Below are 24,113 nucleotides of genomic sequence, written 5' to 3' on the forward strand. Positions count from 1 at the left end.
AAACGAAAAAACCTATTAAGCGGCTTGCTTAATAGGTTTTTTTCTATTTAAAATTTGCGTACCAACTTGAATAAAAGCTTGAATAATCCAACCTGTTGTAAAGGATAAGATAATTGTTCCAAAATAGATTGGCCCATCTAATAAGAAGCTTAATGTTAAAAATAAAAAAGCTAATGAAATTTCTGTTCTTCTAAATGTCCATTTCTTTTTCTCAGCAACAGTTAAAACGAAAGCCTCTTGAGGTGCTGCGCAAAGGTTAGTAGAGACGTAAAGACCAATTCCGGCTCCGACGAATAGGTTTCCGCAAATAAGTGTTATATATTTTGGAAGAGAGCGGATAATGTCCATAATGGTCGTAATAGAACCAACCCAATCAACAAAAAGAGAAATAAGAATCATCGTTACAATTGTGCCGATTGTAATTTGTTTTTTGTCCCAAAAGAGTACGATCAGGGTAAAAACAAAGTTAATCATGAAAATCCAAAAACCAATACTTATCCCAAAATTTTGATATAGTGCAATAAAGAAGGAATCATAAGGGCTAAGTCCAAAGGAAGTAATTGTCGTCATCATATTAATACCGATGGCGAGAATGAGTAAACCGCCAATGAAAAATATATATTCTAGTTTGAATCGAAGCATAGTTGTATATCCTTTCAAAATGTATTTGCTAAGAAAGGATATACTGTGGAAAGCTTACCAGGTCAAGCGAGAATTTTTGAGGGGAAGGGGAGAATGAGATGACTAATATAAGAAAGATTGCTGAACTTGCTGGGGTATCTGTTTCAACTGTTTCACGTGTACTCAATAATCATCCGTATGTGAATGAACAGAAACGAAAAGAGATTTTAGCGATTATTGAAGAATTAAATTACACGCAAAATGTGAATGCGATTCATTTAGTGAAAGGAAAAACGAATGTAATTGGCGTTTTATTGCCGCACGTAAATGATCAATATTACAGTGCCATTATTGGGGGGATATCAAAGGAAACTGCAAAGAACAATTATAATATGATGCTTTGCCAGACAAATTATAGCGAAGAAAAAGAGCTTGAAATTTTACATATGTTAAAAATGAAAAAGCTTGATGGAGTAATTATATGTTCACGGACAAATAGTAAGGAAAAACTTGAAGAGTATACGAAGTTTGGTCCAATTGTGATGTGTGAAGAAATAGATTCGAATTTCATTTCGAGTGTACATATTGATTACTACAAAGTATTTTTGCGCGGGATGAAAAGCTTAATAGATGCTGGTCATACACGTATCGGATATTGCATTGGAAGAAGTAATAGTATTAATAGCCAGAGGCGAAAAAAGGCGTATGAGGATTCACTTCAACAGATTGTTGTAACACCGTTAGATGCCTGGAAGTTTAAGGGCTGTTTTACGGTGGAAGATGGGCGCAATGTAGTCAGGGAATGGGCTCGTATGTCTGTAAAACCGACGGCTTTTCTTGTATCTTGCAATCATATTGCTGCAGGAATGGTAACGGAGGCGAAAAAACAAGGAATTCGTATCCCAGAGGATATTACGATTATCGGATGTGATGATCAAGAGGTGGCAAATATATTAGGTATTACGACGATTTCGCATCCTAGTAAAAATGTTGGTGTAAAGGCATTTGAATTATTATATGAAAAGATTAATGATGAGGAAATAGATGTGAAACATGTAGAGTTATTACCAGATTTGGTAGATAGGGAAACGACATAATAGAGAAGGTGTGAAAATCGCTTTTCGAAAATTCGTTTGGTATAATTATGGACAATCTATAGGGGCTAAAAGGGGTTTTGATATGAGATCAAAATTAGTAAAAGTAATTCTACTCATTACAATTGCATCTTTCTGTTTATTTGCATACGGTTTTGTTTCGGGTGTAAATGATGTATTAAATCCGAAAGCTTCAAAATTAATTACGAAGACTGACGTAGTGGCAAAAGAGAAAAAGAAAACGGGAACGTTACAAGTAGTTAGTTTAGGTGATTCGTTAACGCGCGGCGTTGGTGATAAAGAAGGAATTGGCTATATTGGACGAATGAAAGAGAATTTACAAAAAGATTATAAACAAAAAGTTGCACTAAGCAATTTGGCAGTTAGTGGTGCGAAAATGCCTGATTTATTAAAACAAATCGAAAGCAGCGGAGCTCAATATTCAATTAAGCAAGCAGATGTAATTGTTTTAACAATTGGAGGAAATGATTTATTCCCAGGATGGGAATCGCTCGGAAAGATAGATTTAGAGACGTATCGTCCTGATACGGAAACGTTTCAAAATGAAGCGAAGAAAATTATAGAAGAAATTCGTAAATTAAACACAGATAGTCCTATTTTTTGGCTAGGTTTATACAATCCTTTTGAGGATGTAGAAGATTTAAGAGGTTCATCAAATATTGTTGTGGATTGGAATGCTTCTTTAGAGAAGTTAGCATTAAATGATAAAAATGTATATATTACACCGACATTTGATTTATTCCAAAATCGTGGAAAAGATTTATTATACTCCGATCATTTTCATCCGAATGAAGTAGGCTACACATATATGGCAGAGCGATTGGTCCAAAACGTCGTAAGCAAATTAAAACTAGAGCAAGGAGGGATAAAATGACGACAATACTTTCTGTACGAGACTTGAAGAAGGTAATTGGAAAGAAGACGCTTGTAGAGGACATTTCATTTGATGTAAAACAAGGAGAAGTGTTTGGCTTTTTAGGACCGAACGGAGCCGGGAAAACGACAACAATTCGAATGTTAGTCGGACTGATTAAAGCGACAGAAGGTACTATTTCTATCGGTGGTTATTCTATTAAGGAAAATTTCAGAGAAGCGATGCGTCAAATTGGAAGTATAGTTGAAAACCCAGAGCTTTATACATATTTAACGGGATGGGAAAACTTAAAGCAATTTGCGCGCATGCTTGGTGATATATCAGATGAACGTATTATTGAAATTGTAAAAATGGTTCATTTAGATGAGCGTATTCACGATAAGGTAAAAACATATTCCCTTGGTATGAAGCAGCGCCTTGGAATTGCACAGGCGCTACTTGGAAACCCGAAATTGCTCATATTAGATGAACCGACGAATGGTTTAGATCCAGCTGGGATTAGAGAACTTAGGGAATTTATACATAAGCTTGTAAAAGAAGAAAATATGAGTGTATTTATTTCGAGTCACTTGCTAAGTGAAGTGCAACTGATATGCGACCGTGTTGCTATTATTCATAAAGGAAAAATGATAACAGTTGCACCTATTGAAGAGTTGATCAAAACAGCGAGTGATCGTGTGGAATGGGTCGTTACACCGATTTCCAAAGCGAAAGACATGTTAGACGCTGCTGAAGAGATAGAGGAAGTTAGTGTAGAAGATGAGCGTTTATTATGTCGTATGGATGTTGCGTCTATTAATGTTTGGAATAAGCATTTTGTAGAAAACGGGATAGATATACATAGCGTCAAAGAGCTTGTATTTACGCTAGAAGATTTATTTATTGAACTCACAAGGGGTGAGCAACATGCGTGAATTTGCGAATCTAGTTTTAAATGAATCAGAAAAGATTTATCGTAAGAAACGAATTGTTGTTGTCATGCTTATTTTAGCAATCTTGATTCCACTTTTTGTGTATGCTCAGTATCGTGAAATAGAAACGACGCAAAAAAGGCTTGGTACGACCGATTGGAAAGTATCATTACAGCAACAAATTGTTGATTCACAAAACCGCTTGAACAATTCTAGATTGCCAGAAGAATGGCGGGATTGGTTAAAAGTAAGAGTGGAACAACAACAATATTATTTAGATCATAATATTAATCCGACTGCGCCAGGAGCACCGACATTTGTGAGGGCGTTTATTGAACAAGGAATAACGTTATTTATTCCATTGCTCGTTATGATTGTCGCCATTGATATTGTTTCAGGAGAACGAAGTGATGGTACGATGAAAATGCTTCTGACGAGGCCAATTAGGCGCTGGAAAATACTCCTTAGTAAATATGTGACGATGTTATTTTTCATTTCGCTCATATTGCTTCTTGTTGGTTTGTTTGCTTACGCATTATCAGGGCTTGTATTTGGATACTCTGGATGGAATTTACCTGTGTTAACAGGATTCGTCATTGATAAGGAAACGTTAAATACAAACTTTGTACACCTTATTCCGCAGTGGCAATACATTTTAATGGCGTACGGACTAGCTTGGTTTGTTGCTATCGTTGTTGGAACTATATCATTTATGGTCTCTGTTTTAATTCGTAATACACCAGCTGGTATGGGCGTTATGTTAGCTGCGTTAATTGCAGGCGGCATTTTAAGTTCATTCGCAACGTCTTGGGAAGGTGCGAAATACATTTTTAGTGTCAATTTATCGCTAACGGATTATTTATCAGGAAAACTTCCTGCATTACAAGGGTTATCAATGGGATTTTCTTTAATAAATTTAACGGTTTGGGCAGTAGTATCTCTTATCATTTCGTTTGTAGTATTTACAAGGCAGGATATGGTGAATTAATTGGATAGGAAGTGAAGGCATGGAAAATATTTTGCAGAACGATTGGGGACCATTACTGGGGCCAGAATTTGAGAAAGAATACTATCAAAATTTAGCTAACTTTTTAAAAGAAGAGTATGAGGAGCATGTGATTTATCCAAAGGTAGAAGATATTTTTAACGCTCTTCAGTATACAAGTTATGAAAATACAAAGGTCGTTATTTTAGGACAAGATCCATATCATGGACCGAATCAAGCGCATGGTTTAAGCTTTTCGGTACAACCTGGTATTAAAACGCCGCCATCATTGCTAAATATGTATAAAGAACTTCGAGATGAATACGGTTATGAAATTCCGAATAATGGTTATTTAGTAAAATGGGCGGAGCAAGGGGTTTTACTATTAAATACTGTATTAACGGTTCGTCAAGGTGAGGCGAATTCTCATAAAGGAAAAGGATGGGAGCATTTCACAGATCGCGTAATTGAGCTATTAAATGAACGTGAAAAGCCAGTTATTTTCATATTATGGGGACGCCATGCTCAGGCGAAGAAAAAGTTAATTACGAATACGAGTCATCGTATTATCGAGTCTGTACATCCAAGTCCATTATCAGCAAGACGAGGTTTCTTTGGAAGTAAGCCGTACTCTAAAGTAAATACGATTTTAGCTAATATGGGCGAAAGAGAAATTGATTGGGAAATTCCAAATTTATAAATAGAAAAGGTAGTTAACAGTTGTTAACTACCTTTTTATTATTGTTGTTCGTTCTTTAGTTTTGCATCTAGTACAAAAGTACCGAATGGGATAACTGATGAAACGAATGCCCCAAGTGCCCATAAAATTGATTTACGGTGTACGATTGTTACTTGAATTACTGCAAAGATGAATAGAATAAATAAAACGCCATGAGCCATGCCTGTAATTTTAACAGCTGTTGCAAAGCCTGCAAAATATTTTAATGGCATTGCTACAAATAATAGTAATAGGAAAGAAATCCCCTCAATTAAGCCGATTGCTCTTAATCTTCCGATTGGTGTAGATAACATGAAGTAGCCTCCTTTAATGTATGCTTGTATATAGTAAATTTGTATTCTTTTTCAAAATGAAATAGTCTATTTTGTTTAATTATATACAAAAAGAAAGTTTACACTACGAGAATAGTGCAAAGTTCAAAATATAGTCACAAAAGCATTGCAATTTAAATAAAAACCTATTTGAAGTATTTGACTTCAAATAGGTTTTATGAATGAAAATATTAAACAAGTACTTCCGTTTTTAAAACGAATTTCTCTACAACTTTTGCAACGCCATCGTTCATATTTGTATCTGTTACATAGTTTGCAATTTCTTTAATATCATCTGGTGCATTGCCCATCGCAACGCCAAGACCAGCAAATTCAATCATCGCTTGATCGTTATAGCTATCGCCCATTGCGATAACTTCTTCGCGCTTAATACCAAGTTTTTGGATTAATTGGTTTAAACTCGTTCCTTTCGTAACACCATGTTCAGTAAATTCTAAGAAGAATGGTTTAGAGCGCATAACGCTTAATTGACCTTCTAGTCGTTTTTGCAGTTTTGTTTCTACCACTTGTAAGTATTCTGGATTTTCTACCATTAGAACTTTTACAACTGGTTGTTGTACAGCATCTTTAAGGTTACTTACCTCTACGATTGGCATACCAGTAATTTGACCTTCAATTTCAGTATAAGAGTTATTTTCTTCAGTTATAATATCGTCACCAATGTATGTATGAATCCATACATTTTCTTCTTTACTGATATCATATAAACTGTGAACGATTTCAGGAGATAATGTACTGCTGAATAATTCTTCATCGGTTTTGCAGTTAATGATTTTTGCACCGTTAAATGAAAGAATAAAGCTTCCATATTCCGCTAAATGTAATTCCTTTGCAATCGCACGCATTGCGAACGTTGGGCGCCCAGAAGCAAGTACAACTTTAACTCCTTTTTCTTGTGCTGTCATTAAAGCCTCTTTCGTACGAGGTGAAATTGTATGGTCATCGCGTAATAAAGTATCATCTAAATCTAAAACAATCATTTTATAAGTCATATAGAAAATCCCTTTCTTTGTTGGAATAGAAATAAATTTTTATAAAGATAGTGGGGAATATATAGTAAGACATCGAACTTCTTTGCATGAAACTAGGAGAAGTTCTGCATTGTTAGTATAAATTATCATGAGCGTGTTGCCCGTGATAATTTATACCGCTATTTGCCGGGCAGTAAGACTCCCACCTCAAAATTTAGCTGGAGCAAAGAAGTTAGGTGGGAGATTAACTGCCCGTAAACGCCCGATTGGTGCGGGCTAATAATCAGTAGGGATGAACAAAAACCCCACTGATTAAAGTTTCACTTTATCATTATCGTAACAACTCTAAAGATAGAGTGCAATAATGGAAGTTTTCCAATTTAAGATGGTTGTTTTTCGTGCGAACGAGAAAATAATATTTCCAGCAAGATAGCCATTACAGATCCAAGAACAAGACCGTTACTTAAAAAAGATGCTAAAAATGGCGGCAGCGTAGAAAATGCTCCGGCTGGAACGAACATAACTCCGATTCCCGTAAAGATTGAAAGACCTGCTACTTTAAATAATTGTTCTTTATTTTGTACTGTGTCATATTCGCGAAAGGCGAGACCAATCATGCTTGCAAATACAGGGTAAATCGCAGCATACCCAACTGCGACGGGGATTGCTGCAAAGAATGAAGTAATCTTTGGGAATATACTAACAAGAATGATAAAGCTTGACCCTAACATAAATGGGAGGCGTTTATAAATATTTGTTGTTGCGATAAATCCTGCTGATCCAGAAATGGCAACAGGACCAATGGCTGAAAATAGACCGCCTAGCAATTGATTTATTCCTGTTATAATGCCAGCTTGTTTGAAGCGATTTGGAGCAGCATCTTCTTCATACTTAGAAACAACCTTTTGTACAACGCGAATACTTGCTAACATATTTGTTAGAAGTAATAGTGTGATGAAAACTACCGTAATTGCCATATTCCATTCAATGCGAGGCATTCCGAAAACAAATAGAGATGGAAGACGAATTATATCTGTCACAGGTGCTACTGGATTAGATAATCCGAAGCACGCAAATAATATCCAGCCGCAGACGATACTGAAAAGAACGGAATATCGTCCAATAATAGGTAGCTTCATAATGAAAAAAGATAGTAAAATAACAATGATTGAAAGAATAAATACCTTTGGCTGTACTTCCGTATGTTGTCCATCAAGGCCAAACATACCTTTTAAGAAGGAGCCACTAAGTTGTGCGACAAGAAGGAATAAATACGTTCCAATTACTGTAGGTGTAAAGTAGCGAACTAGTTTATCGATAAGTCCAAAAACACTAAGAATAATACAAATAATTCCGCTTAGTAGGAAAGCGTACTGAAGGACCTTAAGTGTTTCATTGCTTGATCCAAATAATACGACGCCTAAACTTGCATACAGGGAGAAAATTCCCCACCAAAGGCCTGCGGGACCTTCTTGAATAGGAAGTTTATGACCGAATATAGCTTGCAGTAGGCCGGCAAAACCGAGAACAAATAATGTCCTTTGTACAAACGCGATAGCTTCAGCGCCGTCGAGACCGTAACTAGTTGCAACACTAATTGGTACAATAAGACTTCCAGCTAAAATAAATAGTGCCCATTGTAAGGCAGAAAGAAATAGCTTCATTATATCAACCTCTTTCATAGATTCCGTTTCTAGTATATAGGTATTTCATTTCCTTTGGCAAAGATTGTAGATAGAGAAAAGAGTTGAAATATAATATGAATGCACGTAAGCAATTATGGATAGCAGTTATATGTATGACCTTTGTTGTAATTCTAGGAACGCTAGGATTTATGACAATTGAAGAGATTAGCTTGTTTCAAGCATTCTGGATGACGATGATTACTGTATTAACGGTTGGATATGGTGATGTAGTGCCTGTAACACAGGCAGGAAAATTTTTTGCGCTCCTTATTATACCTGTTGGCGTCGGTATCGTTACGTATGCAATGGGGGTAGTAGCAGCTATGATCATTGAGGGTAACTTATTTCATGCGGTGCGGAGGAAGAAGATGGATAAACAAATAGCACAGTTACAAAAGCATATTATAGTATGTGGTTGCGGAAGAGTAGGGCTTCAAGTTGTGCATGAATTACAGGAAAAGAAAATCCCATTTGTAGTTGTGGATAAAGATGAAAGTATATTCGAACAGGAAAAACTTTTATATGTACATGGGGATGCAACTGAAGATCAAGTGCTACATAATGCTGGAATTTCAAAGGCAGCTGGTCTAGTTGCCATCGTAGCAAACGATGCTGAGAATGTATTTATTACATTAACGGCAAGAGGGCTTAATGATGCAATTAAAATAGTAGCAAGAGCTGAAAAGCCAGAAACAGAGGAGAAATTACGACGCGCTGGTGCAAATAAGGTTGTTAATCCATCTAGTATGGCGGGAATTCATATAGCGAAAGGTATTGCGAATCCGTTGACAGTTCATTATATTGATACAGTGTTGTATGGAATAGACCAATCATTTGTAATTGAAGAAATTCAAGTTGGTAAAGATTCTATCTTAGTTAGTAAATCGTTACTAGAGAGCAATGTAAGAAATCAATTTGATGTAACGATTTTGGCGATTTTAAGAGATGGGAATATTATCCACAATCCAACAGGGCAGGAAAAATTACAAGAACATGATATGATAATAGTATTTGGTTCAGTAGAGAAACTGGGACAATTTGAGAAAGAACTACAAAGTAAGAGGTGACAAGGAATGCAAGTATCTAGCGATAAGATTTTAAATAAAATGGCGAATGAAATTGCAAAGGCAAAAAGTAGTGCAGGACAACAATCAAAAGAGCATTTATTAGTTGTGCGTGCATTATGTGATTTATTATTAGATGAACAAGTTGAGCCTTCTACGTATAGAGAACCACAAGTTCAATCACAAATAATCGGATCTCAGCCTATAACAACAGTTCAACCGGTTATGCCAGTTTCTGGAGAACCTGTGCATGTAAAAGAAGAAGGTGCAAATGGTAAATCTTTATTTGATTTTTAAGGATTAAATCGTTTGGATTATATGTGAAAATTGCTTATGATAAAAATAAAAAGGGGAATTAAGATGAAAATTTTCTTTTTACTAGGTTGTATTGCAGCGGGGCTATCTGTTGCATTAGGGGCTTTTGGAGCACATGGTTTAGAAAATAAAATTTCTGCAAAAATGTTAGAGGTTTGGAAGACGGGCGTTACATATCAAATGTTTCATGCAGGTGGCTTATTCGTAGTTGCTTTATTAATGGACAAAATGCAATCATCACTTTTAAGTACTGCTGGTTGGCTTATGGTAGCTGGGATTATTATGTTCTCAGGTAGCCTTTATGCTTTAAGTACAACAGGTATTAAATTCTTTGGCCCAATTACACCCCTTGGTGGTGTGGCGTTTATTGTGGCGTGGATTTTAGTCGGAACTGCAGTTGTAAAAGGGTTATAAAAAACAAAAGCTGGCATTTGCCAGCTTTTTTTTATGGTCTTGGAGCATAAGTCGCTTGTTGACCAGGTAAATACGTAATTTCTCCTGGGAATTCTACATAATCTAAATAAATCATTAGTAGTAAAAAGCGTTTTCCAGATTTCGGCTCACTAATTACGATATGATCACGGCCAGCTGCCTCGATGATCCCTGTATAAGATTGTGTACCGAGCGAGCTACCACGTTCATAAGTCATTACAACTGTAGCTGGTTTACCTTTGTTTAAACGAAGGATGTTTTCAATATACGATTGCTCTAGTGGCAACATACCTTGAGAAACTGCCAATTGAGCCTGAGCAGCTTGTTGTTGCATTGCTTGTTGCTGTTGCTGCTGTTGTGGGTTCATCTGTTGCGGTTGTACGTAAGTTCCAGATGGTTGATAAAAACCTGTTCCGTAGTACGGATTTTGTTGCTGTGCCATTCAAAAATCCCTCCTCATTTTCATTCCTTAATATACGCTTGGACAGTCTCCAGCAGATGGCTGGAAGAAGCAATGTTTTTTAAATCGTCCAGAGTTTTGTTGATCATACCAAGTTGGTGGGCAAGGACCTTCAGGTCTGAAAAACCATAAAGCGAAATTTGCAGGCCAAAAACGTTGTCCTTGAATAGTCCGCCTTGCTAAGGCAATGTCTTGTTCTCGTGCTCGTTGATAAAAATATCCCTTTTGGGTAGCCTCAAAACCACCAGGATTTTGATAAACCATCTGACGTAAGTTCCGTACTTTTTTAAAATCTAAACAATTTCCGAGGACACGATTTACACCGACATTTCCAACCATTAGCATGCCTTGTTGACCTTCTCCTTCAGCTTCGGCACGCATGAGTCTAGCTAACAACTTTACGTCTTCTTCTGTATGCGCGATAACACCCATTATGTGTCACCTCTCTTTTTGGAATACCTTTTGGAAAGAGGTTTATTTCTAGATGAAGTGTGGAACAATTACTAGTTCATACGTATGAGAAAAAGGACGCAGATATGACAACCAAACGAAGTTTTACATTTTGTGAGGGAATGAAAAAAAGCTAGCGTAGGCTAGCTTTTTTCATTAAAATACTTTAGACCATAAGTTTGAGAAGAAATCACCAACGGAGCGTATTGTTAACACGAACCAATTTGCTTTTTCTACTTCTTCATTCGTTTTTGCAGTAACTTTTATACTTTTATTTCCGTCTAAGAAACCATATTTATCAGTTGCTTCTAAGACGATTGAACCTACCTTTGCATCTTTCTTAATAGGAGCAACTAAATGCCCATCTTCAGCAAGTGATTTATCTGCTTCAGTAGAAATTTTGTAAGGTGATTTGCTACCCTTTGCAGTAACTACTGTCACTTCTTTTTCTGGTGCAACTGTTACGTAGTCTTCTTTTCCTTTTACTACAGAAATTTTGTTGTTTTTATCTATTTTTAATTTCTGTTTTTCGAAGTTATTAAATCCATATTCAATTAATGCGCGAGATTCTGTGAAACGTTCGTCCATTGATTTCGTTTTAATAATAACAGATATAAGACGTAAATCACCGCGTTTTGCTGTAATGGTAAAACCATACCCAGCTGTATCGGAACTTCCTGTTTTTAAACCATCTGCTCCTTCATAAGAGAAAGCAGCACCTGGTAACATCCAGTTCCAATTTTCCATACGAATTGGTTTTGGATGATTATCTGGGAAGTTTCTAAATCTTTGTTTTGTATCCTCTAGCATTTCTGGATACTTTGTAATAATTGTTTTTGAAAGAATACCCATATCGCGAGCTGACATGGAGTTTTCTCCATTCGGATCAGTTCCTTCAGGATGTTTTCCTTTTAAATCAGCGTTATTTAACCCAGTAGCGTTTACAAATTTATATTTCTTTAACCCTAGTTTTTTCGCATGTTCATTTGCGAGATTTAAGAAGTTCTTTTCACTTCCTGCAAGTAATTCTGCTAAAGCAATACTAGATCCATTTGCAGAGAAGATAACGATAGAATGGTATAATTCTCTTACAGTATATTGACGTCCTTTTTCGAACGGCACGTTAGAGAATTCATTATTACGTGAAACTTCATAAGCGTAATCAGAAATAGTTACTTTCGTATCCCAAGTGATTTTTCCTTCTTTAATTGTTTCTAATACGGCATAAATAACAATTAATTTTGACATACTAGCGATAGCTAGTAATTCATCTGGATTTTGTTCATGCAGTATTTTTCCTGTATCCGCATCAAATAGCAGTGCAGCAGCTGCCTCTATATGTATTTTTTCTTCTGCATGGGATGTTGTTACTCCTAAGGAAGAAATTGACAATAGAGACAATAGTAAAATAGACAAGATTTTCTTCATATACATTATCACCTTCGCATCGTTATTAGCATATAGCTCGTATCATTTTAGCATAAATTTGGATATAGAAAGGTTACAATTTTGTAAGGAAATTGAAAAGAATTTGTCGATTTTTGTTCAAATTTGCAGAGAAAAGAAGTTTTTTGTGGGTAAATATAGAGGATAATAAAAAAAGGAACGAAATTCGTTCCTTTTTCATTATTATATGTGTAAAAATTTCTCTACTTTTTCGTCTGGTAAAATGTTCCCAACGAAGAATGTACCGAATTCACCGTAACGGGCACTTACTTCATCGAAGCGCATTTCATATATAAGCTTCTTAAATTGAAGAACATCGTCAGCGAATAATGTTACGCCCCACTCGAAATCGTCGAATCCGACTGATCCTGAAATTACTTGGCGTACTTTCCCTGCGTATTGGCGACCGATTTTACTGTGACTGTACATCATTTTTTTACGTTCTTCCATAGGAAGCATGTACCAGTTGTCATCACCTTGGCGACGCTTGTCCATTGGATAGAAGCAAATATGATTTGCTTTTGGTAACTCAGGATATAAGCGAGCTAAGATTTGTGGGTTTTGGTATGGATCTTCATCAGCTGGAAGGTAGTTGCTTAGTTCAACAACAGATACGTAAGAATATGCAGGAACTAAATATTCAGCTAATGTTGTTTTATTTAATTCTGTTTCGATTTCATTTAACTCTTCCATTGTTGGACGTAAGATCATAAGCATAATATCTGCTTTTTGACCAACAACTGTATACATTGCATGACTGCCTTTTTTTGCAGTAGTTACTTCGTTCCATTTTTCAACGACATTTAAAAATTCAGACACTGCTTGTCCGCGTTCGTCACTAGATAATGTTTTCCATGCTGCCCAATCAATAGAACGTAAATCATGTAAACAATACCAGCCATCTAACGTTGTTGTTGCTTCACTCATTCTATTCACCTCAGTTAATGATATTTTACACGTTAACTATAGCATATATAGGATTAAAAACATCTACATAAAGTTTCAGCGCATAAAATTGTCACATTTAAATTTACTTGAAAATAGGAGGAGATAAGGCTTAAAGAGGCTTTATTTCTATGCTGAATTTTATGAAAATATAATCATTTTCATTTTATCTATTTTTTGGGAGCTATAAGTTTAAAATATAGAGGAAAAGCAGTATTCTTAAAGATAGAGTTTTTTAACATATGTAGGAGGGTTTATTCGTGAGCAACTTATTTACAACAGTAAAAGAAAAAGTTCAAGGAAAAGGCATTTCTATCGTACTTCCTGAAGGAACTGATGAAAGAATTTTAGGCGCTGCAGAGCGTTTAGCAAAAGAAGAGTTAGTAAAACCAATCTTAGTTGGTAATAAAGAAGAAATTAGCGCAAAAGCAGCTAGCATGAACTTAACATTAGCAGGCGTTGATATTTATGACCCAGCTACATACGAAGAAATGGATGCAATGGTAGCATCTTTCGTTGAACGCCGTAAAGGTAAAGCAACAGAAGAAGATGCTCGCAAAATCCTTAAAGACGAAAACTACTTCGGTACGATGCTTGTATACATGGGCAAAGCACAAGGTTTAGTAAGTGGTGCAGCTCACTCTACAGCTGATACAGTTCGTCCAGCACTTCAAATTATTAAAACAAAACCAGGCGTTACAAAAACTTCAGGCGTATTCATCATGGTACGTGAAGAAGAGAAGTATGTATTCGCTGATTGCGCAATTAACATTGCACCAAACAGCCAAGATTTAGCTGAAATTGGTATCGAAAGTGCGAAAACTGCTGAACTATTCGGTATTGACCCACGCGTTGCTATGTTAAGCTTCTCTACAAAAGGTTCTGCGAAATCTCCAGAAACAGAAAAAGTTGTAGAAGCAACTCGCATTGCAAAAGAAATGGCTCCTGAATTAACTTTAGATGGAGAATTCCAATTCGATGCTGCATTCGTACCATCTGTAGCTGAGAAGAAAGCTCCAGGTTCTACAATTAAAGGTGATGCTAACGTATTCGTATTCCCAAGCTTAGAAGCTGGTAATATCGGCTACAAAATCGCTCAACGCTTAGGTAACTTCGAAGCAGTAGGACCAATCTTACAAGGTTTAAATATGCCTGTAAATGATCTGTCTCGTGGATGTAACGAAGAAGAAGTGTACAAGTTAGCTTTAATTACAGCAGCTCAAGCACTTTAATTCTATAACGAATTAATATGAAAAAAGACCATCCTATTTCTTTTGAAATGAGGGTGGTCTTTTTGGGTTCTATTTTTCTAAACCAAGTGCCTTATTATTACGGTCAATAATACGTTGTAAATTCGTCTCATATAAAGGAACTTCATCTACTGTTAGCTGAGATGGTGTTAACTTTGGCGCGAATTGTTGCAACGTTTTTAAAAGGCGCATCATTAAATCTTGCACTGTAATTGTTTCGCCAAGTAATTCAGATAGTGAAGCCATCGTACTCGGTACAATTTCGGGATACGTAAATCTTGTTTCTTCGCCTTGAATTGCTACGTTGTAAAAATCACGAACGAGTGCGGCACGCTCAGATCCGCTTCCTGTCGCACATAAGTAAATTTGTACAGCAACGCCTCCGCGAATACGACGCTGAGAAATACCAGCAAATTTTTGATCGCGAATGCTCAAATCGTAGCTACCAGGACAATAAGAACCAACAATTTCTTTTGCTTCGATAGTAACATCGTAATCTTTTAACATTTCCTTAATTAAATGCCACATCGTATCGTATCCAAGGTCGATATCGATACCCTTTTCTGTTTCTTGGAATAAAAGTGATACGTTTAAAACACCTTCATCAAGTACGACAGCAAGTCCACCAGAATTACGAACGATAACATTGAAGTCGTTTTCTTTTAAAAAGGAAATACCTTCTTCTAAATGTGGTAGGCGTGAATCTTGAATGCCAAGAACAATTGTATTGTGATGAACCCAAGAGCGCATTGTTGCAGCGGATAGACCATTTCCAATACTTGTGCATAACGTGTCATCCATTGCGAATGACTGAAGTGCATGGAAAGTTGGTCCTAAACTAGACTGATCTACAATACGCCACTCTGGCTGAGATAAAATCGAACGGGAATTGCTCATATAACTAACCCCTTATTTTTAAAATGACAATCTCTATTATAGCAAAAAATGTAGAAAGGGGTTTTCTCATATATAAAGGGGAGTTTAGAGGTGAAAGAATAAAAAGGATGCATTGCATGCATCCTTTTTATTCTGCAATTTTTTCTAAGTTACCGTTTCGATCCATGCGGAAAGATGTTTGTGAGCGTTCCTCATCATCCATTACTGCTAATTTACGAGCACGGTTCATAATATTCATAAGTGTTTCGTAATCCTCTTGTACAGTATGAGATTGTTGTTCTAATTTTTCTAGTTTCTTTTCTAGTTCTTCATTTCGCAGGATTTGCGTTTTAATTTCTTGTTTCAATCTCGTATTCTCGTTTTCAAGAGCTGTTACTTTTATATTTGAAGATCCAACTGTTTGTAAAAAGTAAATAACATCTTGCATTGTTATTGAGCTTTTTGGAGCAGGGACAGTCGGCTTTTGATATGGAGTAGCTTCTGTATATTGAACAGCTGTTTCATACGGTACGTGTTCTTCATAATCAGTTATCGACGCCGCTGAAGCTGGTGGTGTGTAAAGCAAACGTTTTTTTGTCTGTTCACCGCCCGCAGCACGCATTTTATCTTTACGATGTTTTTTTGCTAGTTGAAGAGCTTGTTCATAGCTATAGCGAACAACAGCATTCCAGCGGAAACCACAAGCAGCAGATGTGCGATTTAACTGATCTCCTACTTCTTCAAAAGCATTTAATTGAGTACTTCCTTCTCGAACATGGCGAAGCACCGTTTCAGCAAGTAATAAATCGTCCTCGTCTGTCCAAGCATCTTGTCTTACTTTCATAGATTCAACTCCCTTTCTTTTTATGAACTTCCTATTTTTATAATGGGCAAAAAAATGAGCTTTTATACAAAGCTTTTAAAAATATGGTAGATTTCAATGAAGAGAAGAAATATGGCTATGAATGATGAAAGCTTTTGAAGGAGAAAATATAAAAAATAGGTAGCTTTATATAGGAATAGAGCTACGCCCGGGGACTTGCAACAAGCTTCAAAGAGCGGTAAAATACCATTTAGTGTTTATTTTTAAATGTACTTGTGAAAAGTTTAAAATAGAGGAAGTGTTATATATAATGGGAAACGAATTTCGTGTGTGTGATGATTGTCAGGCAACGAACGTTAAAACGTTGATTCCGAAGTTAAAAAAAGTAGATTCATGTGCAACGATTGAGGTTGCATGTCAGTCTTACTGTGGCCCTGGTCGTAAAAAATCATTCGCGTTTGTAAATAATCGTCCAGTTGCGGCTCCAACAGAAGACGAATTAATTGTAAAAATTGAAGCAAAATTAAATAAGTAAGAAAAAGAAGAGTGAACAGATTACTCTTCTTTTTTTATGTCCATAAGATAGCGTTTTGTATGAATTCGTATTTCAAAATAATGGTTGACAGTCTTTTGACGTGGTAGGTAGAATAGAAAGTGTCTGATTCTGATAATCATTATCATGAAAAAGGTCAATTCACCTAATTTTTTTATTATTATTTGAGAATAAATTTCATTTTATTAAATATATGTTGTTGGTTAGGATGGTTGAGGGATGGAAGCGAGCGCAAGGAGTATAGAACAGCAAGATGTGAATGTTAAAGAGATTAAGAGCAGACCGCTCGTTGCTTCTATTATTTTAATAGCAGGCACAATTTTGTTAGCTTTAAGTATGGCAGTTTCTATTTCGTTTGGTGCAGCAGATATTAGTTTAAAGACCGTTTGGCAAGCTGTATTTCAGTTTGATGGTTCCATAACGCACCATAACGTAATTCAAGAACTTCGCATGCCTAGAGCAATAGGGGGCGTAGTTGCAGGTGCTTTTTTAGCGGTATCAGGTGCAATTATGCAAGGTATGACACGAAATCCACTTGCATCTCCATCGTTAATGGGGATTACAGATGGTGCTGTATTCGGAATTGCAATTATGTATGCATTCTTCCCTAATTCACCTTATTTAATGTTTGTTATCGCATCTTTTATTGGAGCTGCGTTTGGAGCGAGCATTGTATATGGTATTGGGTCTTCTTCACCAGGTGGATTAACGCCTGTAAAATTAGCTTTAGCAGGTGCAGCAATTAGTGCTTTATTAGGGGCAATTTCATCTGGAATTGCATTGTATTTCAACCTTGCCCAAGAGGTAAGTATGTGGAATGCAGGCGGTGTTGCCGGAGTGAAATGGCAAAGTATTAATATGTTAGTACCGATTGGTCTTGTTTGTCTCATTATAGCAATTATGATGTCGAGATATATCACAATTTTAAGCTTTGGTGAAGAAATTGCGATTGGACTTGGTCAAAATACGACATTAATTAAATTTATCGGAACAGTACTTGTTCTTGTATTAACAGGTTCTGCGGTTTCTATGGCAGGATCAGTTGGATTTGTTGGACTTGTAATTCCGCATATGACTCGTTTCCTTGTAGGCTCAGATTATAGATGGGTTATTCCATGTTCTGCGGTCTTAGGTGGATTGCTAATTGAATGTGCAGATATGTTATCTCGCGTTATTAATCCACCATTTGAAACGCCAATTGGAGCAATTACAGCGCTAATTGGGGTGCCATTCTTCCTCTACTTAGCACGTAATGAAGGGAGAGGAAAGATGTGAGGACGAGCGTCTTAACAAAAAAGAACGTTTCTATTTTAACGATTTTAGTAGGATTAATTGTTGGTGTATTTTTAATAAGTTTAAATACAGGAACATTTAAAATTCCTCCAATAGATGTATTAAAGTCACTAGTTGGATTGGGTGCAGAAGATCAATCTGTTATTTTATTTGAATTTCGTATGCCGCGTATGGTTATTGCTATATTAGTTGGTTCTGCATTAGCTATGTCAGGTGCAATTTTGCAAGGGCTATCACGAAACCCACTTGCTGATCCAGGTATTATAGGTATTAACGCCGGAGCGGGATTAACAGTTGTTGTATTCGTCTACTTTTTCTTTGGAAAAGTTGGAACTGGTACATTTTTATCTGTATTTATCCTTCCATTCTTCGCGTTAGTTGGTGCGATATTAGCAGCGGTTATTATTTATTTACTAGCATGGAAAGACGGTGTTTCATCAACTCGATTAATTCTTGTTGGTATCGCTGTTGCAGCCGGATTTGGTGCGGTTAGTTTAATTTTCTCTATGAAGATGACATCTAACGACTTCCGTTTTGCAACGATTTGGTTGGCAGGAAGTTTATGGGGAACAGATTGGAAGTTCGTACTAAGTGTACTCCCATGGATGATTATTTTCTTACCACTTGCCATTAGTAAAGCGCACATATTAAATGTAATGAATTTAGGCGACTCTACAGCAGTTGGCCTTGGTGTAAACGTAGAAAAGGAAAGACGTAAATTATTATTTATTGCAGTTTGTTTAGCTGGTGCATCTGTTGCGGTGGCGGGAGGCATTGGTTTTATCGGTTTAATGGCTCCGCATTTAGCGAGACGCCTCGTTGGTGGTAAACATCAAATTATGTTACCAACGGCTGCATTAATAGGAACGTTCTTGCTTTTATTTGCAGATGTAATTTCAAGAAGTGTGTTACCAACTTCAGAAATACCGGTCGGTCTTGTTATTTCTGTAATTGGCGCACCATATTTCATATATTTACTTATGAGGACAAAATAAAGGGAGGCTTTTTGTATGGCAACTTTAGCAGTTGATGCGGTATCTGTTGGGTATAATGAAGGGTTAATTATAGATGGATTAACAGTTGAAATTCCGGAAGGACAAATTACAACGATTATTGGACCAAATGGTTGTGGGAAATCCACATTATTAAAAACGGCTTCTCGTATTTTGAAAGCAAAACGAGGTACTGTTTATCTTGATGGAAAAGCAATTGAGAAACAGCCAACGAAAGAAATCGCAAAGAAAATGGCGATTTTACCACAAACTGCAGAAGTGCCAACAGGCCTTACTGTGTTTGAACTTGTTTCATATGGACGTTTTCCTCATCAAAAAGGATTTGGAACGTTGAAAGAAGAGGATTATCGCTACATTCATTGGGCACTTGAAGTGACGGGGATGACAGAATTCGCAAATCGTCCAGCAGAAGCTTTATCAGGTGGTCAACGTCAACGTGTATGGATTGCGATGGCTCTTGCGCAAGGAACAGATTTACTTGTGTTAGATGAACCAACAACATACTTAGATATGGCTCATCAACTTGAGGTATTAAACTTACTGAAGAAGTTAAACAAAGAAGAAGGCAGAACGATTGTTATGGTTATTCACGATTTAAATCATGCTTCTCGTTTCTCTGATCATATGATTGCATTAAAAGCAGGTAAGTTAATGAAACAAGGAACGCCAGATGAAGTTATGACGAGTGAAACACTTCGTAACGTATTTGAGATTGAAGCGCAAATCGTTCCATGTCCAGTAAACTGTAAACCAATTTGTTTAACATACGATTTAGCGATGATTAATAATCAATTGCGTAAAAAAGCATAATTAATAGAATTTCCCCCTCTTAAAGAGGTGAGAGGGGGAGTTCTAATGGACGTTGAGCTTCTTACCCACGGATGGGAAGTTGAACGCCCGTTAGAACGGGTTATAAACAACAATTAATAAAAATATATTAATTAAATGTTGTTTCGTTTCTTATAGTTACATGCAAATTATAAGAGAAATACAGCTAGAAGGAGTCGGAATATGAAGAATTTTAAAATGGCACTATTAGCAATGGTACTAGTTGTTACTTCTGTACTATTTGCAGCTTGTTCTAACAAAGAAGAAGAAAAGAAAGCAGATGCGAAAACTGAAGAGCGCACTGTACAACACGCAAAAGGGGAAATTAAAATTCCTGCAAATCCAAAGAAAATTGCTGACCTTAGTGGTTCAACAGAAGAATTATTAATTTTCGGTATGAAACCGATTATTACTGCAAATACAACACAAGAAAAAATTGATTCACATATTGAGAAGAAATTGAAAGATGTAAAACCGGTTGGTTCTGCGTGGGGCGATAAAATTAACATCGAAGCAGTGGCTGCTGCAAAACCAGATTTAATTATTGTAAACAATCGTCAAGAAAAGATTTATGACCAATTATCTAAAATTGCACCAACAGTTATGTTAAAAACTCCATTAGACCAATGGCGTCCAAAATTCGAAGAAGTAGGTCAAATCTTCGGTAAAGAGAAAGAAACAAAAGAATGGTTCAAAAAGTATGATGAAAAAGCAAGCAAATTACATGACAAAATCGTTGCTAAAACTGGCGATGCAACATTCATGAAAATGGCTGCATATCCAAATGCATTCCGTGTATACGGTGACTACGGTTACGGTAGCGTAATCTTTGGTGATTTAAAATTACCAGCAGTTAAAGGTACACCAACTGATAAACCGTTAGTACAAATACAAAAAGAAGCTTTAATTGATTACAACCCAGATTACTTATTCGTATTTACAACTGGTGACGGTTCTCAGCGTCTAAAAGAATTCCAAGAAGAGTCAATTTGGAAAAATATGAACGCTGTTAAAAACAACCATGTATTTACAATCAGTAATGAAGATGTAAACAAAGGATACTTCCCACTAGGTAAAGAAATGATCCTAGACGAAGTTACTGAGTTCATTTTAGGAAAATAATATATAAAGAAAAATCACCTTTGTTTTGGTAAAGGTGATTTTTCTTTATATAACAGGAATTAATATAGTCTTTCATTTCTTTCTGTTTCCTATATCGTTTATAATATATAGTAAGAATGCAGTAAAGAAAGGGGGATGTCGGAAAGTGGTATATTTAAACGACAAACTCAGCGAAACAAAAGTGTTTAAAGACCCAGTACATAAATATGTACACGTGCGTGATCGCGTTATTTGGGATTTAATCGGAACGAAAGAATTTCAACGCTTGCGCCGTATTAAGCAGCTTGGTACGACATTTTTTACATTTCACGGTGCAGAGCATAGTCGCTTTACTCATTCGTTAGGTGTATATGAAATTATTCGTCGTATGATTGATGATGTGTTTGATGGCAGACCGAACTGGAATGCTGAAGATAGATTGTTATGTTTATGTGCGTCATTACTTCATGATGTCGGTCACGGCCCATTTTCTCACTCGTTTGAAAAAGTATTTTCGTTAGATCATGAGAAATTTACGCAAAAGATTATCGTTGGTGATACGGAAATTAATCGTGTGTTAAGCCGTGTGGATAAGGATTTCCCGCAAAAGGTAGCAGATGTAATTGCGAAAACATCTACTAATAAATTAGCGATTAGTATGATTTCGAGCCAAATTGATGCCGATCGTATGGATTATTTATTAAGAGATGCATATTTTACTGGTGTAAAGTATGGGAACTTTGATATGGAACGTATACTGCGTGTCATGCGCCCGTACGGTAATCAAGTTGTCATTAAAAATAGTGGTATGCATGCTGTAGAGCATTATATTATGAGCCGTTATCAAATGTATTGGCAAGTATATTTTCATCCGGTAACACGTAGTGCAGAAGTAATTTTAACGAAGATTTTACACCGAGCTAAATCACTGCATGAGAAGTATTATGCGTTTAAAAATCATCCTGTTCATTTCTATTCTTTATTTGAAGAAGAAGTGACAGTAGAGGATTATTTAAAGTTAGACGAGAACGTAATGTATTATTACTTCCAAGTATGGCAAGAGGAAGAAGATCCGATTTTAAGTGACTTATGCCGTCGTTTTATGAATCGAAATCTATTTAAATATGTGGAGTTTACAGATAAGCACGGTTTAGATAATTGGATGGAGCTAAGTAGCTTATTTAAAAAGATTGGACTCGATCCAGAGTATTACTTAGTTGTGGATTCAACATCGGATTTACCGTATGACTTTTACCGCGCAGGAGAAGAAGAAGAGCGTCTGCCAATCTTACTTCTTATGCCGAACGGGGAACTTAGAGAGCTTTCGCGTGAATCGGATATTGTTGAGGCGATTACAGGTAAGAAGCGAACGGATCAAAAGCTATTCTATCCGCATGATTTAATCTATGAAGATGGAAGAAAAGGAAAATATAAAGAGAGAATTATCGAGTTGTTAGAAGGAAAGAAATAAGAAGCAGCAAAGAGCTGCTTCTTATGAAAAAACTTGAAATTATTTGTCGCTTAAGCGTTTTCCGCCAACTGCATAATGGTTTTTAGACATTTCTTCGATGAAAACAACGATGTTTTCTTCAGGAGCACCAGTTGTTTCGCTTACTGCTGCTGTTACTTTCTCAGCAAGAGCTTTCTTTTGTTCTTCTGTGCGTCCTTCTAGCATTTTCACTGTTACGTATGGCATGTATAATCGCTCCTTTTATGTAAGTTACACTCTTATTATAGCGGATTATGAGGAAGAACAATCGGAAAAACAAATAATTTCTTTTTTTGACATATGGAAGAGGAGATGAGTTATGGATCAGTTATTTAGATACCCATTGCAACAAATTCCATTGGTAGCAATGGCGATTATTATTGCGCTATCTGTGCATGAATTTGCACATGCGTATGTTGCATATAAATTTGGAGACGATACAGCGAAAAAGCAAGGACGTTTAACATTATCACCGATGGCTCATTTAGATCCTATCGGTATGATTGCTGTACTAATTCTTGGATTCGGTTGGGCAAGACCAGTACCTGTTAATCCGTATAACTTTAAAAGACCGCGTCTTGCGGGAATATTAGTTTCTATTGCGGGACCGATAAGTAATCTTATCTTAAGTGCAATAGGTTTAATTATTTGGTATAGCTTAATAACGTTTGGTGTGTTAGATGCGATGCCACTTGCAGTAGCAGATACGCTGGATCAATTTTTCCAAATTTTTATTATGCTTAATATTGTTTTACTTGTATTTAATTTATTACCAATCCCGCCACTTGATGGGTATCGCGTTGTGGAAGATTTAGCACCAGCAAATATTCGTGCGAAAATGACACAGTATGAAAAGTATGGATCAATTGCGTTATTAATTCTTGTTATTACACCGCTTAGCAATTACACAATTCAACCTATTTTCAATGTTGTTATTCCATATGTATTAGTATTTTTACAAAATATCATTGCGCCTATTTTCAGGCTTTTTTAATCATTAAGCGAGGAGGAGTTTACATATGACAGAGAAAAAGAAAAAAATCGGTTTTAATATCGTGAAAAATGATTCAACAGATGGACATGGTGGTTTTGGCGTTGGGGCATTAAGTTTAGAAAATATTTCTCCTGTATTTGTTGATGTATTAGAGAAAACTGCGTTCGTTGATATCGGTGCGATGCATGCGCGTAGTACAGTAGAAAAAGGAATTAAGTTTTTAACAAATAAAGATGAAGTTCCAAACGGAAAACCGTTTTGGCTTGTTTGGGTAACAATTGAAAGAACACCAAACGGTGCTTATTACGCAGGTGCAACAGCCTGTGAAATGACAGTTGATCGTGAAATTCGCCGCGGATATAAATCACTTCCAGAGCATGTAAATAAAATGGATAAATCCCTAAAGCGTCACATCATGATTGATCATATGGATGAATCATCTAAAAAAGTACTTGGTACATTCTTAAAAGAGCATAATGAAGCAATTTGGAACGAATCTAGTGAAGAATTGCGCCACGCATTATTAGGCGAATAAAAATAGCTGACGG

28 protein-coding genes are annotated in these 24,113 nt (G+C 36.3%); 17 read left to right on the top strand and 11 right to left on the bottom strand.

The features are described from left to right. Positions 1 to 15: 15 nt before the first annotated feature. Positions 16 to 642 carry a YczE/YyaS/YitT family protein gene (locus tag JFU54_RS04950; RefSeq protein ID WP_002089845.1) on the bottom strand — a complete coding sequence of 209 codons (627 nt, stop codon included), beginning with the start codon at positions 640 to 642 and terminating at the stop codon, positions 16 to 18. A 98-nt stretch (positions 643 to 740) separates the two neighbouring features. On the opposite strand from JFU54_RS04950, the gene JFU54_RS04955 reads away from it, so the two are divergent. From JFU54_RS04955 to JFU54_RS04975, 5 genes are read left to right on the top strand one after another with little or no spacing between them, the layout of a single operon-like run. Beyond that, positions 741 to 1,718: a LacI family DNA-binding transcriptional regulator gene (locus tag JFU54_RS04955; protein ID WP_201063841.1), complete on the top strand. Its 978-nt coding sequence runs from the start codon at positions 741 to 743 to the stop codon at positions 1,716 to 1,718. Between the two features lie 10 nt (positions 1,719 to 1,728). Further along, entirely contained in the window at positions 1,729 to 2,610 is an 882-nt protein-coding gene (locus JFU54_RS04960; RefSeq protein WP_002034946.1) for an SGNH/GDSL hydrolase family protein, read from the top strand. Continuing rightward, positions 2,607 to 3,524: an ABC transporter ATP-binding protein gene (locus JFU54_RS04965; RefSeq protein ID WP_201063842.1), complete on the top strand. Its 918-nt coding sequence runs from the start codon at positions 2,607 to 2,609 to the stop codon at positions 3,522 to 3,524. The genes JFU54_RS04960 and JFU54_RS04965 overlap by 4 nt, the downstream gene beginning before the upstream one ends. Continuing rightward, positions 3,517 to 4,509: an ABC transporter permease gene (locus tag JFU54_RS04970; RefSeq protein ID WP_002089839.1), complete on the top strand. Its 993-nt coding sequence runs from the start codon at positions 3,517 to 3,519 to the stop codon at positions 4,507 to 4,509. Before JFU54_RS04965 ends, JFU54_RS04970 begins: the two co-directional genes overlap by 8 nt. A gap of 19 nt (positions 4,510 to 4,528) precedes the next feature. Continuing rightward, positions 4,529 to 5,206 (top strand): uracil-DNA glycosylase, encoded by a 678-nt coding sequence (locus JFU54_RS04975; protein WP_012262064.1) that lies wholly within the window; start codon positions 4,529 to 4,531, stop codon positions 5,204 to 5,206. A 38-nt stretch (positions 5,207 to 5,244) separates the two neighbouring features. Here the strand turns inward: JFU54_RS04975 and JFU54_RS04980 are convergent, their stop codons facing one another. From JFU54_RS04980 to JFU54_RS04990, 3 genes are all read right to left on the bottom strand, one after another. Beyond that, positions 5,245 to 5,538 (bottom strand): DUF3817 domain-containing protein, encoded by a 294-nt coding sequence (locus JFU54_RS04980; RefSeq protein ID WP_000953390.1) that lies wholly within the window; start codon positions 5,536 to 5,538, stop codon positions 5,245 to 5,247. 209 nt (positions 5,539 to 5,747) lie between these two features. Beyond that, on the bottom strand, positions 5,748 to 6,569 hold the full coding sequence (locus JFU54_RS04985; protein ID WP_193652217.1) for a Cof-type HAD-IIB family hydrolase: 822 nt from the start codon (positions 6,567 to 6,569) through the stop codon (positions 5,748 to 5,750). Between the two features lie 359 nt (positions 6,570 to 6,928). Further along, a complete protein-coding gene (locus JFU54_RS04990) occupies positions 6,929 to 8,212 on the bottom strand; it encodes a purine/pyrimidine permease (protein WP_201063844.1) in 1,284 nt (427 codons plus the stop codon). A gap of 95 nt (positions 8,213 to 8,307) precedes the next feature. On the opposite strand from JFU54_RS04990, the gene JFU54_RS04995 reads away from it, so the two are divergent. From JFU54_RS04995 to JFU54_RS05005, 3 genes are all read left to right on the top strand, one after another. Beyond that, positions 8,308 to 9,300, top strand: a complete 993-nt coding sequence (locus JFU54_RS04995) for a potassium channel family protein (protein ID WP_193652215.1) — start codon at positions 8,308 to 8,310, stop codon at positions 9,298 to 9,300. Positions 9,301 to 9,306: 6 nt separating this feature from the next. Continuing rightward, on the top strand, positions 9,307 to 9,594 hold the full coding sequence (locus JFU54_RS05000; protein WP_201063845.1) for a YwdI family protein: 288 nt from the start codon (positions 9,307 to 9,309) through the stop codon (positions 9,592 to 9,594). Between the two features lie 63 nt (positions 9,595 to 9,657). Then, positions 9,658 to 10,026 carry a DUF423 domain-containing protein gene (locus JFU54_RS05005; RefSeq protein WP_002016371.1) on the top strand — a complete coding sequence of 123 codons (369 nt, stop codon included), beginning with the start codon at positions 9,658 to 9,660 and terminating at the stop codon, positions 10,024 to 10,026. A 31-nt stretch (positions 10,027 to 10,057) separates the two neighbouring features. Here JFU54_RS05005 and gerQ read toward each other — a convergent pair whose 3' ends face one another. The 4 genes from gerQ to hemQ all read right to left on the bottom strand — a co-directional run bounded on the left by gerQ (position 10,058) and on the right by hemQ (position 13,327). Then, on the bottom strand, positions 10,058 to 10,486 hold the full coding sequence (gene gerQ / locus JFU54_RS05010; protein WP_060750530.1) for a spore coat protein GerQ: 429 nt from the start codon (positions 10,484 to 10,486) through the stop codon (positions 10,058 to 10,060). 27 nt (positions 10,487 to 10,513) lie between these two features. Further along, positions 10,514 to 10,936 (bottom strand): cell wall hydrolase CwlJ, encoded by a 423-nt coding sequence (gene cwlJ, locus JFU54_RS05015; protein ID WP_060633005.1) that lies wholly within the window; start codon positions 10,934 to 10,936, stop codon positions 10,514 to 10,516. Positions 10,937 to 11,110: 174 nt separating this feature from the next. After that, positions 11,111 to 12,388: a serine hydrolase gene (locus JFU54_RS05020; RefSeq protein ID WP_201063846.1), complete on the bottom strand. Its 1,278-nt coding sequence runs from the start codon at positions 12,386 to 12,388 to the stop codon at positions 11,111 to 11,113. A gap of 195 nt (positions 12,389 to 12,583) precedes the next feature. Then, the gene (gene hemQ / locus JFU54_RS05025) at positions 12,584 to 13,327 is read right to left on the bottom strand and encodes a hydrogen peroxide-dependent heme synthase (RefSeq protein ID WP_201063847.1); all 744 of its coding nucleotides are present in this window, start codon (positions 13,325 to 13,327) and stop codon (positions 12,584 to 12,586) included. A gap of 278 nt (positions 13,328 to 13,605) precedes the next feature. Between hemQ and pta the strand changes: the two genes are divergently transcribed. After that, positions 13,606 to 14,577, top strand: coding sequence for a phosphate acetyltransferase (gene pta, locus JFU54_RS05030; RefSeq protein WP_000067219.1), 972 nt, complete (start codon positions 13,606 to 13,608; stop codon positions 14,575 to 14,577). A 69-nt stretch (positions 14,578 to 14,646) separates the two neighbouring features. Here pta and lipL read toward each other — a convergent pair whose 3' ends face one another. Together lipL and JFU54_RS05040 are read right to left on the bottom strand one after the other, a co-directional pair. Further along, entirely contained in the window at positions 14,647 to 15,492 is an 846-nt protein-coding gene (lipL, locus tag JFU54_RS05035; RefSeq protein ID WP_002130109.1) for an octanoyl-[GcvH]:protein N-octanoyltransferase, read from the bottom strand. 127 nt (positions 15,493 to 15,619) lie between these two features. Further along, positions 15,620 to 16,315, bottom strand: a complete 696-nt coding sequence (locus JFU54_RS05040; protein WP_193652210.1) for an RsfA family transcriptional regulator — start codon at positions 16,313 to 16,315, stop codon at positions 15,620 to 15,622. 289 nt (positions 16,316 to 16,604) lie between these two features. On the opposite strand from JFU54_RS05040, the gene JFU54_RS05045 reads away from it, so the two are divergent. From JFU54_RS05045 to JFU54_RS05070, 6 genes are all read left to right on the top strand, one after another. Next, positions 16,605 to 16,829 carry a YuzB family protein gene (locus JFU54_RS05045; RefSeq protein WP_000526075.1) on the top strand — a complete coding sequence of 75 codons (225 nt, stop codon included), beginning with the start codon at positions 16,605 to 16,607 and terminating at the stop codon, positions 16,827 to 16,829. 237 nt (positions 16,830 to 17,066) lie between these two features. Then, positions 17,067 to 18,122: a FecCD family ABC transporter permease gene (locus tag JFU54_RS05050; RefSeq protein WP_000388282.1), complete on the top strand. Its 1,056-nt coding sequence runs from the start codon at positions 17,067 to 17,069 to the stop codon at positions 18,120 to 18,122. Further along, positions 18,119 to 19,135 (top strand): FecCD family ABC transporter permease, encoded by a 1,017-nt coding sequence (locus JFU54_RS05055; RefSeq protein ID WP_060750525.1) that lies wholly within the window; start codon positions 18,119 to 18,121, stop codon positions 19,133 to 19,135. Before JFU54_RS05050 ends, JFU54_RS05055 begins: the two co-directional genes overlap by 4 nt. 15 nt (positions 19,136 to 19,150) lie before the next feature. After that, a complete protein-coding gene (locus tag JFU54_RS05060) occupies positions 19,151 to 19,963 on the top strand; it encodes an ABC transporter ATP-binding protein (protein WP_000212073.1) in 813 nt (270 codons plus the stop codon). A 201-nt stretch (positions 19,964 to 20,164) separates the two neighbouring features. Further along, positions 20,165 to 21,103 carry an ABC transporter substrate-binding protein gene (locus JFU54_RS05065; protein ID WP_002138981.1) on the top strand — a complete coding sequence of 313 codons (939 nt, stop codon included), beginning with the start codon at positions 20,165 to 20,167 and terminating at the stop codon, positions 21,101 to 21,103. A gap of 145 nt (positions 21,104 to 21,248) precedes the next feature. Next, positions 21,249 to 22,553 (top strand): HD domain-containing protein, encoded by a 1,305-nt coding sequence (locus tag JFU54_RS05070; protein ID WP_002130105.1) that lies wholly within the window; start codon positions 21,249 to 21,251, stop codon positions 22,551 to 22,553. 39 nt (positions 22,554 to 22,592) lie between these two features. On the opposite strand, the gene JFU54_RS05075 is transcribed toward JFU54_RS05070, so the two are convergent. Continuing rightward, complete coding sequence (locus tag JFU54_RS05075) at positions 22,593 to 22,778, bottom strand: 2-hydroxymuconate tautomerase (protein WP_001147171.1); 186 nt, start codon at positions 22,776 to 22,778, stop codon at positions 22,593 to 22,595. Positions 22,779 to 22,890: 112 nt separating this feature from the next. Between JFU54_RS05075 and JFU54_RS05080 the strand changes: the two genes are divergently transcribed. Both JFU54_RS05080 and JFU54_RS05085 read left to right on the top strand, forming a co-directional pair. Then, positions 22,891 to 23,565: a site-2 protease family protein gene (locus tag JFU54_RS05080; RefSeq protein WP_002016358.1), complete on the top strand. Its 675-nt coding sequence runs from the start codon at positions 22,891 to 22,893 to the stop codon at positions 23,563 to 23,565. A gap of 25 nt (positions 23,566 to 23,590) precedes the next feature. Further along, positions 23,591 to 24,100, top strand: a complete 510-nt coding sequence (locus tag JFU54_RS05085) for a YwhD family protein (RefSeq protein WP_002016357.1) — start codon at positions 23,591 to 23,593, stop codon at positions 24,098 to 24,100. Positions 24,101 to 24,113: the final 13 nt, after the last annotated feature.

This window comes from Bacillus sp. TH19 (assembly GCF_016651075.1).
Classification (GTDB): Bacteria; Bacillota; Bacilli; order Bacillales; family Bacillaceae_G; genus Bacillus_A; species Bacillus_A mycoides.

Bases quoted from the DNA above. Each gene is read 5' to 3' on its own strand.
- JFU54_RS05060 (WP_000212073.1), top strand. From the start codon at position 19,151: ATGGCAACTTTAGCAGTTGATGCGGTATCTGTTGGGTATAATGAAGGG.
- JFU54_RS04975 (WP_012262064.1), top strand. From the start codon at position 4,529: ATGGAAAATATTTTGCAGAACGATTGGGGACCATTACTGGGGCCAGAA.
- JFU54_RS04980 (WP_000953390.1), bottom strand. From the start codon at position 5,538: ATGTTATCTACACCAATCGGAAGATTAAGAGCAATCGGCTTAATTGAG.
- JFU54_RS05040 (WP_193652210.1), bottom strand. From the start codon at position 16,315: ATGAAAGTAAGACAAGATGCTTGGACAGACGAGGACGATTTATTACTT.
- JFU54_RS04990 (WP_201063844.1), bottom strand. From the start codon at position 8,212: ATGAAGCTATTTCTTTCTGCCTTACAATGGGCACTATTTATTTTAGCT.
- JFU54_RS05005 (WP_002016371.1), top strand. From the start codon at position 9,658: ATGAAAATTTTCTTTTTACTAGGTTGTATTGCAGCGGGGCTATCTGTT.
- JFU54_RS04955 (WP_201063841.1), top strand. From the start codon at position 741: ATGACTAATATAAGAAAGATTGCTGAACTTGCTGGGGTATCTGTTTCA.
- hemQ (WP_201063847.1), bottom strand. From the start codon at position 13,327: ATGAGTGAAGCAACAACAACGTTAGATGGCTGGTATTGTTTACATGAT.
- JFU54_RS05045 (WP_000526075.1), top strand. From the start codon at position 16,605: ATGGGAAACGAATTTCGTGTGTGTGATGATTGTCAGGCAACGAACGTT.
- lipL (WP_002130109.1), bottom strand. From the start codon at position 15,492: ATGAGCAATTCCCGTTCGATTTTATCTCAGCCAGAGTGGCGTATTGTA.
- JFU54_RS05000 (WP_201063845.1), top strand. From the start codon at position 9,307: ATGCAAGTATCTAGCGATAAGATTTTAAATAAAATGGCGAATGAAATT.
- gerQ (WP_060750530.1), bottom strand. From the start codon at position 10,486: ATGGCACAGCAACAAAATCCGTACTACGGAACAGGTTTTTATCAACCA.
- JFU54_RS05020 (WP_201063846.1), bottom strand. From the start codon at position 12,388: ATGTATATGAAGAAAATCTTGTCTATTTTACTATTGTCTCTATTGTCA.
- JFU54_RS04970 (WP_002089839.1), top strand. From the start codon at position 3,517: ATGCGTGAATTTGCGAATCTAGTTTTAAATGAATCAGAAAAGATTTAT.
- cwlJ (WP_060633005.1), bottom strand. From the start codon at position 10,936: ATGGGTGTTATCGCGCATACAGAAGAAGACGTAAAGTTGTTAGCTAGA.
- JFU54_RS04950 (WP_002089845.1), bottom strand. From the start codon at position 642: ATGCTTCGATTCAAACTAGAATATATATTTTTCATTGGCGGTTTACTC.
- JFU54_RS05065 (WP_002138981.1), top strand. From the start codon at position 20,165: ATGAAGAATTTTAAAATGGCACTATTAGCAATGGTACTAGTTGTTACT.
- JFU54_RS04995 (WP_193652215.1), top strand. From the start codon at position 8,308: ATGAATGCACGTAAGCAATTATGGATAGCAGTTATATGTATGACCTTT.
- JFU54_RS05080 (WP_002016358.1), top strand. From the start codon at position 22,891: ATGGATCAGTTATTTAGATACCCATTGCAACAAATTCCATTGGTAGCA.
- JFU54_RS05085 (WP_002016357.1), top strand. From the start codon at position 23,591: ATGACAGAGAAAAAGAAAAAAATCGGTTTTAATATCGTGAAAAATGAT.
- JFU54_RS04985 (WP_193652217.1), bottom strand. From the start codon at position 6,569: ATGACTTATAAAATGATTGTTTTAGATTTAGATGATACTTTATTACGC.
- JFU54_RS04965 (WP_201063842.1), top strand. From the start codon at position 2,607: ATGACGACAATACTTTCTGTACGAGACTTGAAGAAGGTAATTGGAAAG.
- JFU54_RS05050 (WP_000388282.1), top strand. From the start codon at position 17,067: ATGGAAGCGAGCGCAAGGAGTATAGAACAGCAAGATGTGAATGTTAAA.
- JFU54_RS05075 (WP_001147171.1), bottom strand. From the start codon at position 22,778: ATGCCATACGTAACAGTGAAAATGCTAGAAGGACGCACAGAAGAACAA.